We start from the raw sequence: 13,713 nt of genomic DNA, 5'->3' as shown, positions 1-13,713 counted from the left end.
GGGCGTCAGCGGTCCCAGGCGGCGACCTGGGCGCGGCGCTCGAGGCCGAGCTTCGCCAGGACGGTGGAGACGTAGTTCTTGACGGTCTTCTCGGACAGGAAGAGCGTGGCGGCGATCTCGCGGTTGGAGCGGCCGAGCCGCAGCTCGTCGAAGACCTTGCGCTCCTGCGCGGTGAGCTCGTCGAGCGGGTCGGGGTCGGCCTGGTGGCGCAGGCGCTCGAGCACCGAGCGGGTGACGGCGGGGTCGAGCAGCGACTGTCCCGCGGCGACCCGCTGGACGGCGTCGACGAGGTCGTTCCCGCGCACCTGCTTGAGGAGGAACCCCGAGGCTCCGGCCATGATCGCCTCGAAGAGCGCCTCGTCGTCCTCGAAGGACGTCAGGATGAGGACCGCCGTGCGCTCGGCCGAGAGCCGCACTCGTCGGCACAGCTCGATCCCCGAGCCGTCCGGCAACCGCGCGTCGAGCACCGCGACGTCGGGCTGGAGCCGCTCGATCGCGGTGGCGGCCTCGGCGACCGTTCCGGCCTCGCCCACCACGGTGATCACGCCGGAGTCCTCGAGGAGGTCACCGACGCCGCGCCGCACGACCTCGTGGTCGTCGAGCAGGAAGACGCGGATGGGTTCGCTCACGGGCTCAGCCTACGGAAGGGCGGCCGCGGCGCCGCCGGTTACGAGCGGGATGCGCCAGACCACGCGGGTCCCCGTGCCGCCCGGACCGGGACCGATCCGCAACGACCCGCCCGAGCGCTGGGCCCGCTCGCTCAGGTTCGCCAGTCCGCTGGCCGGCTCGGCGTCGCCCATGCCGGCACCGTCGTCGGTCACCGTGGCCACCACCTCGTGCTCGGCCACCTCGAGGCGCAGGGCCACCGACGTGGCCCTCGCGTGCCGGATGACGTTGGCCAGCGCCTCGTTCATCACCGCGTGCACGTCGCTGCGCAGGCCGATGTCGAGCCGGCCGAGGTCGCCCTCGATGTCGATGACGGGCGCGAAGCCCAGCGGCGCAGCCGTGGCCTTCAGGAGGCGCACGAGACGTGCCTCGTCCGTCGCGGCGTCGGAGCCCAGCGCGAAGATCGCCCCGCGCAGGTCGGCGATCGCCCGGTCGACGTCGTCCACGGCCTGCGAGGCTCGGCCGGCCCACGGCTCGTCGACGTTCCGCGAGATCCGGTCCAGGGACAGGCCCACGGCGAAGAGCCGCCCGATGACGAGGTCGTGGAGGTCGCGCGCGATGCGGTTGCGGTCCTCGACCACGGCCATCCGCGCGAGCTCGGCCCGTGTGCCGGCGAGCTCGTCGAACAGGCGCGCGTTCGCGATCGCCGTCCCGGCGACCGCGGCGAGACCGGACACGAGGCGCTCGTCGTCGTCGGTGAAGCCGCCCGGCTTCTCGGTCAGGTAGAGGTCACCGAACACCTGGCCGTTGACCCGCACGGGCACGCCGAGGAACGCACCCATCGGCGGGTGGTGCGGCGGGAAGCCGACGGAGGCCGGGTGGGAGGCGACGTCGTCCAGTCGCAGCGGCACCCCGTCGCGGAGCACGACACCGAGGACACCGGCACCTCGCGGCCGGTCGCCGATCAGGGCCGCCGTCTCGTCGTCGATGCCCTGGGTGAGGAACTCGGCCAGCTCGTCGTGGTCGTGCCCCAGGACCCCCAGCGCGCCGTAGCGGGCACCGGTCAGGTCGCGGGCCAGCTCGATGATGCGGGCCAGCAGGCTGTCCAGGTCGAGATCGGACGTCACCGCGACGGCGGCGTCGACGATGTTCTCCCAGCGCTTCCGGTCCTGTTCGTCCACGCGCTCACCGTACCGAGATCGCCGGGCCGGAGGTCCCGGCAACTCGGGACCTTCGGCCCTGCTCCGCGACGCCGGACCGGAGCACGATGGACGTGTAGAGAAAGGAACCACGATGAGCACCAACACCATCGTCGTCGGAGTGGACGAGACCCCCGCAGGAGCCGCCGCCCTCACGTGGGCCGCGAAGGAGGCCGACCTCCGTGGCGCGGACCTCAAGATCATCCACGTGTGGCAGATCGACGCGGCCGTCGCTATGGCCGGCGCCGAGGTCCCGTGGATGGCCTACGAGACCGACGCCCGGTCGAACGCCGCGCGCTGGGTGACCGAGACGATCGGGTCCGAGGACGCCGACGGCAGGCCCCGCCGCATCGAGGTCGTGCAGGGCGCGCCCGGACCGACGCTCGTCGATGCCTCGCGCGACGCGGCCATGCTGGTCGTCGGCACGCGCGTGCACACGGGCATCAGCCGCGTGCTGTTCGGGTCGGTCAGCCACTACTGCCTGACCCACGCGCAGTGCGTCGTGGTCGCGGTACCGACCACGTCCACCGCCGAGACGGTGGACGTGGCCTCGGCCGACGACCTGGTCACGCACTGAGGCGAGCCGGGCTTCCCCTCCCGGCCGCCCTTCCCGGGCCGCGCCCCTCCCCACGCGCGGTCCGCTGCCCCGCCTCGCCCCCGAAGGTCCTGGGCAGCCCGAAGTCCCGGCGGCGATCTCACGCCGCCGGGGCTACGTTGGCGCCATGATCGAACGCGTCCGTGACCAGGCCGCCTCCGCGATCTTCGCGCGCGTGGCCGGTCCCGAGGGCGAGGGTCGCCGCGAGCGCATCCACGGCACGCCGGGCGAGCGCCGGTTCACCCCCGCGGACCCCGTCTGGCGCGTCCACGGGGACGCCTCGATGTTCGTCGGCGGGATCCGTGCCCTGCTGCTTCAGTCGCTGCACCCCCTGGCGATGGCCGGCGTGGACCAGCACTCGGGGTTCCGCGGCGACCCCTGGGGACGACTGCAGCGCACCAGCGGCTTCATCGCCGAGACGACCTTCGGCACCGTCGACCACGCCGACCGGGCGATCGGGGCCGTGCGCCGGATCCACGAGCGCGTCCGGGGCACCACCGACGACGGACGCGAGTACGCGGCCTCCGACCCGCACCTGCTGCGCTGGGTGCACGTCGCGGAGATCGACTCGTTCCTGCGCGCGCACGGCCGCTACGGCGCCCGTCCCCTCGGGCCCGAGGAGCGCGACGTCTACGTCGCCCAGGCCGGAATCACCGCCCGGCTGCTCGGCGCGCGCGACGTGCCGGAGAGCACGGAGGAGCTGGCGGCTGCGCTGGCGTCCTACCGCCCTGAGCTCGAGAGCACGCCCGCCGCTCGCGAGGCCGCCCGCTTCATGCTGCTGAGCCCGCCGGTGCCGTGGACGGTGCGAGCGCCCTACGGCATGCTCGCGGCCGCGGCGGTGGGGCTGCTGCCGCGCTGGGCCCGCCGTCCGCTGCGCCTGCCCTGGCTGCCGGTCACCGAGGCGACCGCCGTCCGCGCCGGCGGCGTGGCCGTGACGCGGGCGATCGGATGGGCCATGTCGCCCGCGCCCCGCTCCACGACATGAGGATGTCGGCGAACCACGACACAATGGACGGGTCCCCACCAGAACCTAGGAGTGATCGCTCGTGAAGAAGCTCGCGCTGCTGACGGCCGCCGCCGTCGGATACGTCCTTGGAACCCGCGCCGGCCGCGGCCGCTATGAGCAGATCAAGCAGCAGGCCGAGAAGGTGTGGCACACCGATCCGGTCCAGTCCACCGCCCACAAGGCGCAGGACACCGCCAAGCAGGCCGCGTCCGACGTGGGCCACCGCGTCGCCGAGACCGCGAAGGACGTCTCCGGCGTCGTCAGCGAGAAGGCCAAGGACGTCTCGGGCACGGTCGGCGAGAAGGTGAAGACCGCCGCCGACTTCTCCAAGGACGAGGGCTCGAAGGACTCGGGCACCGGCTCCCGTACCTCCACCGCCACGGAGGCCGACGCGTCCGCCCCCGCCTACAGCACCAGCTCGGAGGGTCTGCGCGCCGACGCGGCAGCCGCCGACGCCCGGGCTCCGTTCGACATCGACGAGGCCGGCTCGGACGACCTCTCCTCCCAGCCGAACCCGCTGGGCACCGACGATCCCGACGCTCGCGCCTGATGCGACTGAGGATCTTCACCGAACCGCAGCAGGGAGCGTCGTACGACGACCTCCTCGCCGTCGCGCAGGAGTCCGAGCGGTTGGGCTTCGACGCCTTCTTCCGCTCCGACCACTACCTCGCGATGGGCGGGGAGGGCCTGCCCGGTCCAAGCGACGCCTGGATCACGCTGGCCGGCCTGGCCCGCGACACGTCCACCATCCGGCTGGGCACGCTCGTCACGAGTGCCACGTTCCGGCTGCCCGGACCGCTGGCGATCAGCGTGGCCGGGGTCGACCAGATGAGCGGTGGACGCGTGGAGTTCGGGCTCGGCGCGGGCTGGTTCGACGCCGAGCACCGGGCCTACGGGATCGGCTTCCCTGAGACGCCCGAGCGCTTCGACCGTCTCGAGGAGCAGCTGGAGATCATCACCGGCCTGTGGGCCGACACCTCCGGCGCCTACTCCTTCGAGGGCCGGCACTACACGGTCACCGACTCTCCGGCGTTGCCCAAGCCGGCGCAGGACCGGATCCCCGTGATCGTGGGCGGCAAGGGCAAGCGCCGCACCCCGGCGCTGGCGGCGCGGTTCGCCGACGAGTTCAACATCCCGTTCGAGTCGGCCGACTTCACCCGCACCCAGTTCGGGCGGGTGCGTGAGGCCTGCGAGAAGGCCGAGCGCGATCCGGCATCGCTCGCGTGGTCCAACGCGCTGGTGCTGTGCGCGGGATCGGACGAGACCGAGATCGCCCGGCGTGCCGCGGCGATCGGCCGCGAGGTCGACGAGCTGCGCGCCAACGGGCTCGCCGGCACGCCTGCCGAGATCCTCGACCGGATCGGCGAGTTCGCCGACGCCGGGTCCGAGCGCCTGTACCTGCAGGTGCTCGACCTGGCCGACCTGGACCACCTGCGGCTCGTGGCCGAGGAGATCCTTCCGCACGTCTGAGCACCGACGAACGATGAGGCATCCGACCCCGATCCGGGCTCGGATGCCTTGTCGTTTCGGCACTCGAACGCCGCGAATTACATCAGTGTGGTTTACCCACAACATTGTCCCCACCTGGGGACTACCGGGCTCAGGACGGGCCCACCTCGAGCCGGCCGCGCTCCATCTCCGACGTGAGGGACTGCAGGAAGTCGATGATCGCGGGCCTGGCTTCCACCGGCACCCTGGCCGCGATGGCCTTCATCCGCTCGTGCATGTCGGCCAGGTGCACCGACATCTCGTGGCGGGCCTGCTCGGTGGGGACCAGCACCACGGAACGACGGTCGGTGGGGTGCGGCACGCGCTCCAGGTGTCCGGAGGCGACGAGCCGGTCGACCAGGGTCGTCACGGCGGCGGTGCTGATGCCGAGGTGGTCTGCGAGCCGGCGCGGGGTCACCCCCGGGACCGCGCTGCCCTGCGGATCGGACTCCGCGATCTCCACCGCGCGAATGACGTGACGCAGCGATCGCAGGTCGGTGGGGTTGACCCGCATCGCGTCGCTGAGGCGGTTGCGCATCTCCCGATCGGCCCGGACGAGCTCGCGCACAGCCCTCAGCAGGTCGCGTTCGTCGTCGGTGTAGTCGGGTGCCACGGGCGTACGGGGAAGTGGACGCATCGGCACCCCTTCATCATAGGCACTATTTATACAAGTTGATATCTAGATTGGTTAGCAATACCGTTCGAGGTGTCACCAGGAGGAGTTGTGGAACCCGTGCTCGACCACGCCACCGGTGCAGCGGATGCCGCTGCACCCTCCAGCGGCGCGCGCTCGGGCCTTCCCGACCGACTCCCGCACGGAGATCCCGACGACCTCGTCGTCTTGCTGGACGACGAGAGGCGCCCCATCGGCACGGCTCCCCGGCACGACGTCCACGGCCAGGACACGCCCCTGCACCTGGCGTTCTCCTGCTACCTGATCGACGGTCGCGGTCGCGTGCTGCTCACCCGGCGCGCCCTGGGAAAGCGGTCGTGGCCCGGCGTGTGGACCAACTCCTTCTGCGGTCACCCGCGGCCGGGCGAGGACCTCGTCGACGCGGTCAGCCGTCACGGCCGGGGTGAGCTCGGCCTCGAGCCCGCATCCATCCGCCCGTTCCTGCCCGACTTCGCCTACCGCGCGGTCGACGCCTCCGGCGTGGTGGAGAACGAGGTGTGCCCCGTCTTCGTCGCCCGCGCGACCGACGAGGCGCAGCCCCATCCCGACGAGGTGGAGGAGCTGCGCTGGGTCGACGTGTCCGACCTGCGCGAGACGGTGCGGATCGCGCCGTGGGCGCTGAGCCCGTGGCTGGTCGAGCAGGCTGCCGCGATCGAGGAGGCGGACGCCTGGCACGTGCTGGCGCCGGACGAGACGGAGACGAGCCCATGACCCTGCAATCGGAGCTCGACTCACTCCTGCACTCGGCCCGCGTCCCCGGCCTGAGCCGCGACCACCACGCACTGCTCACCGCGCTCGACCTCGGCAGCTCCGGAGGCAAGCGCTTCCGGCCGTGGCTCGTCACGACGGTGCACACGGCCTTCGGCGGCGACCAGCCCGACGCGGTGGTCGATGCCGTCGCCGCGGCCACCGAGCTGCTGCACACCGCCTTCGTGATCCACGACGACGTGATCGACAACGACGACACCCGCCGTGGACGGCCGAGCGTGCCCGGCCTGTTCCGCTCCGACGCCACCGAGCTGGCCAGCTCGCCGGACGACCGCGACACGTACGCGCGCGCCGGTGCGATCCTCGCCGGCGACCTGGCACTTGCCGCGGCGATCCGCGCCGTGGCGACGTGCGGCGTCGACCCGGTCACCACCCACCGCCTGCTCGACCTCCTCGACGCCACGCTGCACGCCTCCGCCGCCGGCGAGCTCGCCGACGTCCGCCTGGCCCTGGGCACCGCGATGCCGAGCGCCGACGAGGCCATCGCCGTCACCGAGCACAAGACGGCCGTCTACTCATTCGTGCTGCCGCTGCAGGCCGGTGCCGTCCTCGCGGGGGCCGACGAGTCCGCCGTGCGCGTCCTCGGTGAGATCGGCCGCTGCCTGGGCGTCGCGTTCCAGCTCCACGACGACGTGATGGCGATGTTCGGCGACCCCGAGACGACGGGCAAGGACCCGCTCGGCGACCTGCGCGAGGGCAAGCGGACGCCGCTCATGGTGCACGCGTCGCAGACGGCCGAGTGGGAGCGGATCGCGCCCCACCTCGGCGACCCCGACCTCACCGAGGCGGCCGCGGCCGGCGTGCGCGAGGCACTCGCGGCCTGCGGCTCGCGGGGCTACGTGGAGGACCTCGCCGACGGCCACCTGGCGCTGGCGCGCGAGCACGCCCGCACGCTCGACCTCGAGCGGTCGCTCCTGGACCCCCTCGTGGCGCAGGCTTGGCACATGGCCGCCACGACGCACGACCCCGCCGCCCAGGTTGGTGCGGCATGAGCGCGCTCCACCACGACGAGCACGGCCGCTCGGGCTCGACCGCCGCCACCGAGGCCTACACGCTGTACGACGACGTGGCCGAGGGTGCCGCCGCGCTCGTGATCAAGCGCTACTCCACGTCGTTCTCGCTGGCGTCACGGCTGCTGAACGAGCCCGTGCGCACGCGCGTGTGCAACATCTACGCGCTTGTGCGCGTGGCGGACGAGATCGTCGACGCCCCGCGCCCGGACGGCGACCACGACCAGCAGCTGCGCGTGCTCGACTCGCTCCATGCCGAGGTCCACGAGGCCATGCGCACCGGGCACAGCGCGAACCTCGTCGTCCACGCGTTCGCGCGCACGGCGCGCGCGTGCGGGATCGGCACCGACCTCGTCGATCCGTTCTTCCAGTCGATGCGCACCGACCTCTTCCGCACCGACCACGACGAGGCCAGCTTCGCGACGTACATCTACGGCTCCGCCGAGGTCGTGGGCCTGATGTGCCTCAAGGCGTTCCTCCTCGACCAGCCCCGGCCCGAGGCGCAGTACGCCGAGCTGGCCCCCGGCGCCCAGCGTCTCGGCGCCGCCTTCCAGAAGGTGAACTTCCTGCGCGACCTCGGCGACGATCGCGACAACCTCGGCCGCAGCTACGTGCCCGGACTGGACCCGGAGCACTTCGATGTCGCGATGCGCGACCGGCTGCTCGATGACATCGACGCCGACCTCGCCGCCGCCGCGGCCGTGATCCCGCGCCTGCCCGCCGGCAGCCGCCGCGCGGTCGCCGCCGCCCACGCCCTCTTCGCGGAGCTGTCACGGCGGCTCCGCAACGCCTCGCCCGCCCGGATCCGCTCGGAGCGCATCCGCGTGCCCGGCCCGGCCAAGGCCCGGGTCGTCGCGCGCGCCGTCACGGTGGGCGTCTGATGCGCCGCGTCACGGTCATCGGCGGCGGGATCTCCGGACTCGCCACCGCGGCCCTCCTGGCCGCCGACGGCTGGTCGGTCGACCTGCTCGAGCAGCGCGACGACGTGGGCGGGCGCGCCGGCTCGTGGAGCAAGGACGGCTTCCGCTTCGACACGGGCCCGTCCTGGTACCTCATGCCCGAGGTCTTCGAGCACTTCTTCCGGCTGCTCGGGACCACTGCGGACGAGCAGCTCGACCTCGTCCGGCTCGACCCGGGCTACCGCGTGTTCTTCGAGGGCAACGAGCAGCCCGTCGACGTGCGGGCCACGCGTGCCGAGAACGTCGCGCTGTTCGACGCGATCGAGTCCGGCGCAGGCCGTCGCCTCGAGGACTACCTGGACTCGGCGGCCGACACGCATCAGATGGCGGTCGACCACTTCCTCTACACGAGCTTCGAGCGACCGGCCAACCTCGCTCACGCCGACGTGCTGCGCCGGGCGCCGCGCCTGGCCGGACTGCTCGGCCGCTCGCTGGAGTCGCACGTCGCCGCGCGCTTCGACGACAACCGACTGCGTCAGATCCTGGGGTACCCCGCCGTGTTCCTCGGCTCGTCGCCGTCGCGCGCGCCGAGCATGTACCACCTGATGAGCGGGATGGACCTCGCCGACGGCGTGCTCTACCCGCAGGGCGGGTTCTCCACGCTGATCGACGCGATCGCCGCCCTGGCGCGCGCCCGCGGCGTGCGCATCCGCACCGGCGCCACCGTCATCGGCATCGACACCAGCTCCACCGGCCGCGCCCTGCCCACGCCGGGCGCGCGGGCGCAGGTCGAGGGGGTCACGTTCCGCACCGACGACGGGATCGAGCGGATCGATGCCGACGTCGTGGTCGGCGCGATGGACCTGCACCACCTCGAGACGCGACTGCTGCCCGAGCACCTGCAGACGTATCCGGAGTCCTGGTGGAAGCGCCGCGATCCGGGCCCGGGTGCCGTGCTGGCGTACCTCGGGGTGGAGGGCGAGCTGCCCGAGCTGGCCCACCACACGATGTTCTTCACTCGGGATTGGGCCGCGAACTTCGACGACGTCCTCGGTCGGCCCGGCCGGGTGCCGGACCCTGCGTCCTCCTACGTGTGCCGTCCGTCGGCCACCGACCCGTCGGTGGCTCCCGAGGGCGACGAGAACGTGTTCATCCTCGTGCCGGTGCCGGCCGACGTGAACCTGGGGCGCGGGGGCGTCGACGGAGGAGGCGATCCCGTGGTCGAGAAGACCGCGGACGCGGCCATCGGCCAGATCGCCTCGTGGGCGGGCGTGCCCGACCTGGCCTCGCGGATCAAGGTGCGGCGCACCGTGGGACCCGGTGACTTCGCCGCAGACCTGAACGCGTGGTCGGGCGGGGCTCTCGGGCCCGCCCACACCCTGCGCCAGAGTGCCTTCCTCCGCGCGCGCAACGCCTCGCGTCGGGTGGACGGGCTGCTCTACGCCGGATCCAGCACGATCCCGGGCATCGGGCTGCCGATGTGCCTGATCAGCGCGGAGCTCGTCCTGAAACGGCTGCGCGGCGACCGGTCGGCGGGCCCGTCAGCCGAGCCCCGGGCCGGCACTACGGTGGTCGCGTGAGCTGGCTCTACCTCGCCTCGGTGATCGGGGCGGGCTTCTGCATGGGACTCGTCGACCGGCGCTGGCGACTGTTCCTGTTCCGGAAGGCCTCGAACGCGCTGGTCGTCCTGGCCGTCGGCTTCGTCTTCTTCCTGGTGTGGGACATCGTGGCGATCCGGGTCGAGGTGTACGCGCGGGGCGAGTCCCCGGCGATGACCGGGATCGAGGTGGCCCGCGAGCTGCCGCTCGAGGAGCTCTTCTTCATCGTCTTCCTCTGCTACGTCACCGGCGTCCTGCACGGGCTGTTCACGATTCTGCTCGACCGCAGGACGGTGACCCGATGACGTACCTCGGGCTCGCTGCGGTCTTCACGGCCGCCACCCTTCCCGTCCTGGCCCTCGCGGTCGTCACGCGGCGCCCCGATCGTCGCTGGTGGGCCGCCACCGGGCTCACCGCCGTGGCGCTGGCCGTCCTGACCGCGGTGTTCGACAGCGTGATGATCGCCGCCGACCTCTTCCGGTTCGACGAGTCGGCCCTGACCGGCATCCACGTGGGGCTCGCGCCGATCGAGGACTTCGCGTGGCCGCTCGCGGCCACGATCCTGGTCTCGTCGCTGTCCCTGCTGCTCTCGCGGCCGGCCCGCCACTTCGACTCCACCGTCCCGGCGCAGGACCAGGCGTGAGCCGCGCCGGCCAGGTGCTGGCGTCGTCCCGCCCGCTGTCGTGGGTCAACACGGCCTTCCCGTTCGGCGCGGCCTACCTGCTGGCCGGCGGTGGGCTCGACGTCGCGTTCTGGGTGGGCTGCGCGTACTTCCTGGTGCCCTACAACCTGCTGATGTACGGGATCAACGACGTCTTCGACTACGAGTCCGACCTGCGCAACCCGCGCAAGGGCGGGGTCGAGGGGATCGTCCTCGACCGTCGCATCCACCGGCTCACGATCTGGTCGGCGGTCCTCTCGAACGTGCCGTTCGTCGTGGTGCTCGCCGTCATGGGGTCCCCGCTGTCGAACCTCGTGCTGGCGATCAGCATCTTCGCCGTCATCGCGTACTCGGCCCCCGTGCTGCGGTTCAAGGAGCGCCCGTTCCTGGACTCGATCACCTCCAGCACGCACTTCGTCAGTCCCGCCGTGTTCGGGCTGGCCCTCGCGGCCGCCCGTGGCGGTGAGGTCGAGCTCGGGGTCACGGTCGTCGCCGCCATCGCGGGCTTCTTCGCCTGGGGTGTCGGTTCGCACGCGTTCGGTGCCGTCCAGGACGTCACCGCCGACCGCGCGGCCGGCATCGGCTCGATCGGCACGGTCCTCGGGGCCCGCAACACCACACGATTCGCCTTCGCGGCCTACCTCCTGGGCGGCCTGTGCCTGCTGGCGCTGCCGTGGCCCGGATCCCTCTCCGCCCTGCTGGTGCTGCCCTACGCCGCCAACATCGCGCCGTACCTGTCGATCACCGACGAGCGGTGCGAGGAGGCGAACGCCGGCTGGCGCCGCTTCCTGTGGCTGAACTTCGTCACCGGGTTCCTGGTGACGCAGCTGCTGATCTGGATCAGCCTCCGGTGACGTGGCGGGGCCGGAACCGGTCCTGCCAGCGCTTCCACGGCGGGCGCTCCGCCCAGTTGAGCCTCAGCGTGGTGACGGCGCGGTCCATCCGGCGCGCCAGCTGCTTCCGGCCCCGCACCGAGCGGCCCGAGACACCCAGCCGCAGGGCGCGGTCGTAGCGGATCACGGACTCCGGGCCGAGCGCGAAGGCGAGGTCCATGTCGTCGTGCACGTCGTCGAACCGGTGCACCCGGTCGCGCACGCGCTCCCAGCTGGTGCGGCGGATCGCCATGCTCGATCCCCACAGCGGATGGTGGCCGAGGGCCAGGTACGTCAGGACGTAGTAGGCGCCGAGGTAGGCCACCGTGGCGATGCGGCCCAGGACGGGCGGCAGGTCGTGGAACCAGCCGGCCCCGGTGACGGCATCGACCTCGCGGTCGGCCATCGCGCTGGCGACCCGCGCGATCCAGTCGGGGCCGGGCCGCGAGTCGGCGTCGAGCCGGGCGACCACATCGCCCGAGGCCGCGTCGTAGCCGGTGGCGGCCGCTGGGGGGATGCCCAGTCGCGGCTCCACGACGACGCGCGCGCCGGCGGCCTCGGCTACGGCGGCCGAATCGTCGGTGCAGCCGTTGTCGACCACGACCACTTCGAGCGGGGCCACGGTCTGGAGCGCGAGCAGACGCAGGCACTCGCGGAGCTCGTCCGCGTCGTCGTGCACGGGGATGACGACCGAGACCGTCGGGGTGGTCACCGGCTCGGCTCCGCGGCCGACGTGCGGCTCACCACGAGCGCGGCGATCAGCGCGCCGACCGCGCCGGCGGCGAGGTCGCCGATCGTGTCGTCGTAGCCCACCTGGATCCGGTCGTCGATCCAGGTGTGGCCCATCCACTCGAGGAACTCCCACACCACGGCAAGCGCGACGGCGGTGGTGATCGTGACGACGAAGGCGCCGAGCCGTGGGCGCGCGAGCCGGGGGTCGTCGTGGGTGGCGAGGGCGCCGACCTTCACGAGCACCTGCCACGTGAGGGCCGCGATCAGCCCGGTGGCGGTCGCGTGGACGACAAGATCCAGGCCCGGGACGGCGAGGTACCAGTCGAGCTGGGCGGCCCAACCGCCGAGCAGGAGGGCGCCGCAGAAGGTGACGTCGAGGGCCGGCCCGGTGCCGACCGCCCGAGGGATGAAGAGCGCCCCGAGCACGAGGAAGAAGAGTGCGAAGCCGATCCAGCCTGCGTGGATCGTGGCCGCCACGACGCTGACGACACCCGCGGCGCGCAGGGCGTCCGGGACGATCAACGGCATTCGGACATCCTACTGACGCCGGGGAATTCCACGAATTACACCCGTGTGGTTCACCCACATGGCTGTGCACAGCTGGGGACAACCGCACCTCAGCGCAGGTGGGCGAACTCGTCGAGGCCGGCGTCCTCCTCGGCCAGCGAGAACGAGGCCATCGCCCGACTCACCATGCCCGTCGCCAGCATCACCGCGAGGGCGACGGCGAACGCCATGCCGCACAGGAATGCGAGCGCCAGCGCGATCATCGGGTCGACCTCTCGTCCCTGGCCATGGTGCTCGCCTCCGTCGTCGTGCGTGACATTGGAGAGCGAGAAGGCCCGGGTTCCGGACGTGGAACCCGGGCCTGCCCAGGACTGCCTGCAACGGCGGGAATTACATCGCTGTCATTTCATCCACAGGTCTACCCACACCTGGGGACGAACCCGCCGTCCGCGCTGTGGTCAGACGCGACGGGTGTCGGGATCCTCGGGCGGAGCGTCCGTCAGCGCGGGGTCCCGCACGTCGGAGTCCGGGTCGCCACCGTGCTTGCCGGTGAAGACGGGCCGATCCTGCGACACCGGGTCCTGGCGGGCCGCAGCCACGTCGTCGTGGCGACCGTCGGTGAGGTCGTCACGCTGCGCGTCCGTGCGGTCGTTGCGCTGACCGTCGGTGACGTCGGGGTCGATCTCGTCGGCCTTGGCCATCCGGTGCTCGACGTGCTGCTTGGTCTCCGCGGCCTCCTGATGGAGCTCCTCGGCCTGACGCTCGAGTCGCTCGGCGTCGAGTCGCGCCTGGTCGGCGTCGGCACGTGCCGCGGCGGCACCGGCGGCGGTCTGGTTGGCAGAGACCGAGGCCTCGCGGGCCTCGTCGCGCAGGCGGGCGGCTTCGACGCGCTGCTCGCGCTCCTTCTCGAGCCGCTTCTCCTCCTTGGCCTTGTTTCCCTTCGTGAGGGCCCAGACGAGAGCGGCCACGAGCAGCAGCGCCACAACCGCGATCAGGATCCAGACCCAGGGGTCGACGTTGTCCATCAGGTTCACCTCCGCGGGTCCGGCTGCGTCGGTCGACGCTGGCGCACCGGCCCCTCCCTCCTTGGTACCGCAGT

18 protein-coding genes are annotated in these 13,713 nt (G+C 72.3%); 11 read left to right on the top strand and 7 right to left on the bottom strand.

The window, feature by feature from the left end; all coding sequences use genetic code 11:
- Positions 1-5: 5 nt before the first annotated feature.
- On the bottom strand, positions 6-629 hold the full coding sequence (locus ACY1JX_RS10210; RefSeq protein ID WP_462563905.1) for a response regulator: 624 nt from the start codon (positions 627-629) through the stop codon (positions 6-8).
- 9 nt (positions 630-638) lie between these two features.
- Positions 639-1,787 (bottom strand): GAF domain-containing sensor histidine kinase, encoded by a 1,149-nt coding sequence (locus ACY1JX_RS10205; RefSeq protein ID WP_462563904.1) that lies wholly within the window; start codon positions 1,785-1,787, stop codon positions 639-641.
- 112 nt (positions 1,788-1,899) lie between these two features.
- On the opposite strand from ACY1JX_RS10205, the gene ACY1JX_RS10200 reads away from it, so the two are divergent.
- From ACY1JX_RS10200 to ACY1JX_RS10185, 4 genes are all read left to right on the top strand, one after another.
- Positions 1,900-2,382: a universal stress protein gene (locus tag ACY1JX_RS10200; RefSeq protein WP_462563903.1), complete on the top strand. Its 483-nt coding sequence runs from the start codon at positions 1,900-1,902 to the stop codon at positions 2,380-2,382.
- A gap of 145 nt (positions 2,383-2,527) precedes the next feature.
- Positions 2,528-3,385 carry an oxygenase MpaB family protein gene (locus tag ACY1JX_RS10195; RefSeq protein ID WP_181753520.1) on the top strand — a complete coding sequence of 286 codons (858 nt, stop codon included), beginning with the start codon at positions 2,528-2,530 and terminating at the stop codon, positions 3,383-3,385.
- Between the two features lie 61 nt (positions 3,386-3,446).
- Positions 3,447-3,956, top strand: a complete 510-nt coding sequence (locus tag ACY1JX_RS10190; RefSeq protein ID WP_194956555.1) for a hypothetical protein — start codon at positions 3,447-3,449, stop codon at positions 3,954-3,956.
- The gene (locus ACY1JX_RS10185; protein WP_181753522.1) at positions 3,956-4,876 is read left to right on the top strand and encodes an LLM class F420-dependent oxidoreductase; all 921 of its coding nucleotides are present in this window, start codon (positions 3,956-3,958) and stop codon (positions 4,874-4,876) included. The genes ACY1JX_RS10190 and ACY1JX_RS10185 overlap by 1 nt, the downstream gene beginning before the upstream one ends.
- A gap of 130 nt (positions 4,877-5,006) precedes the next feature.
- Here ACY1JX_RS10185 and ACY1JX_RS10180 read toward each other — a convergent pair whose 3' ends face one another.
- Positions 5,007-5,531, bottom strand: a complete 525-nt coding sequence (locus ACY1JX_RS10180) for a MarR family winged helix-turn-helix transcriptional regulator (protein ID WP_181753524.1) — start codon at positions 5,529-5,531, stop codon at positions 5,007-5,009.
- A gap of 204 nt (positions 5,532-5,735) precedes the next feature.
- Here ACY1JX_RS10180 and idi point away from each other — a divergent pair, with 204 nt between their 5' ends.
- The 7 genes from idi to ACY1JX_RS10145 are packed head-to-tail and all read left to right on the top strand — an operon-like array spanning position 5,736 to position 11,357.
- Positions 5,736-6,278 (top strand): isopentenyl-diphosphate Delta-isomerase, encoded by a 543-nt coding sequence (gene idi / locus ACY1JX_RS10175; protein ID WP_462565883.1) that lies wholly within the window; start codon positions 5,736-5,738, stop codon positions 6,276-6,278.
- Positions 6,275-7,327 carry a polyprenyl synthetase family protein gene (locus ACY1JX_RS10170; protein ID WP_462563902.1) on the top strand — a complete coding sequence of 351 codons (1,053 nt, stop codon included), beginning with the start codon at positions 6,275-6,277 and terminating at the stop codon, positions 7,325-7,327. Before idi ends, ACY1JX_RS10170 begins: the two co-directional genes overlap by 4 nt.
- Positions 7,324-8,226 (top strand): phytoene/squalene synthase family protein, encoded by a 903-nt coding sequence (locus ACY1JX_RS10165; protein WP_181753528.1) that lies wholly within the window; start codon positions 7,324-7,326, stop codon positions 8,224-8,226. Before ACY1JX_RS10170 ends, ACY1JX_RS10165 begins: the two co-directional genes overlap by 4 nt.
- Positions 8,226-9,824 carry a phytoene desaturase family protein gene (gene crtI, locus ACY1JX_RS10160; protein WP_462563901.1) on the top strand — a complete coding sequence of 533 codons (1,599 nt, stop codon included), beginning with the start codon at positions 8,226-8,228 and terminating at the stop codon, positions 9,822-9,824. Before ACY1JX_RS10165 ends, crtI begins: the two co-directional genes overlap by 1 nt.
- Complete coding sequence (locus ACY1JX_RS10155; RefSeq protein ID WP_462563900.1) at positions 9,821-10,147, top strand: lycopene cyclase domain-containing protein; 327 nt, start codon at positions 9,821-9,823, stop codon at positions 10,145-10,147. The genes crtI and ACY1JX_RS10155 overlap by 4 nt, the downstream gene beginning before the upstream one ends.
- Positions 10,144-10,485, top strand: a complete 342-nt coding sequence (locus ACY1JX_RS10150) for a lycopene cyclase domain-containing protein (RefSeq protein WP_462563898.1) — start codon at positions 10,144-10,146, stop codon at positions 10,483-10,485. The genes ACY1JX_RS10155 and ACY1JX_RS10150 overlap by 4 nt, the downstream gene beginning before the upstream one ends.
- The gene (locus ACY1JX_RS10145) at positions 10,482-11,357 is read left to right on the top strand and encodes a prenyltransferase (protein ID WP_462563897.1); all 876 of its coding nucleotides are present in this window, start codon (positions 10,482-10,484) and stop codon (positions 11,355-11,357) included. The genes ACY1JX_RS10150 and ACY1JX_RS10145 overlap by 4 nt, the downstream gene beginning before the upstream one ends.
- On the opposite strand, the gene ACY1JX_RS10140 is transcribed toward ACY1JX_RS10145, so the two are convergent.
- The 4 genes from ACY1JX_RS10140 to ACY1JX_RS10125 all read right to left on the bottom strand — a co-directional run bounded on the left by ACY1JX_RS10140 (position 11,344) and on the right by ACY1JX_RS10125 (position 13,639).
- On the bottom strand, positions 11,344-12,087 hold the full coding sequence (locus ACY1JX_RS10140) for a glycosyltransferase family 2 protein (protein WP_462563896.1): 744 nt from the start codon (positions 12,085-12,087) through the stop codon (positions 11,344-11,346). The two genes, ACY1JX_RS10145 and ACY1JX_RS10140, sit on opposite strands and share 14 nt — an antisense overlap.
- The gene (locus tag ACY1JX_RS10135) at positions 12,084-12,635 is read right to left on the bottom strand and encodes a hypothetical protein (RefSeq protein ID WP_462563895.1); all 552 of its coding nucleotides are present in this window, start codon (positions 12,633-12,635) and stop codon (positions 12,084-12,086) included. Before ACY1JX_RS10135 ends, ACY1JX_RS10140 begins: the two co-directional genes overlap by 4 nt.
- A gap of 89 nt (positions 12,636-12,724) precedes the next feature.
- Positions 12,725-12,877: a hypothetical protein gene (locus ACY1JX_RS10130; protein ID WP_462563894.1), complete on the bottom strand. Its 153-nt coding sequence runs from the start codon at positions 12,875-12,877 to the stop codon at positions 12,725-12,727.
- A gap of 195 nt (positions 12,878-13,072) precedes the next feature.
- Positions 13,073-13,639 carry a hypothetical protein gene (locus tag ACY1JX_RS10125; protein WP_181753544.1) on the bottom strand — a complete coding sequence of 189 codons (567 nt, stop codon included), beginning with the start codon at positions 13,637-13,639 and terminating at the stop codon, positions 13,073-13,075.
- Between the last annotated feature and the right edge of the window lie 74 nt (positions 13,640-13,713).

This window comes from Aeromicrobium sp. JP4 (assembly GCF_054957925.1).
The sequence above is the reverse complement of the archived record's forward strand: the minus strand, read 5'-3'. Positions and strand labels throughout refer to the sequence as shown.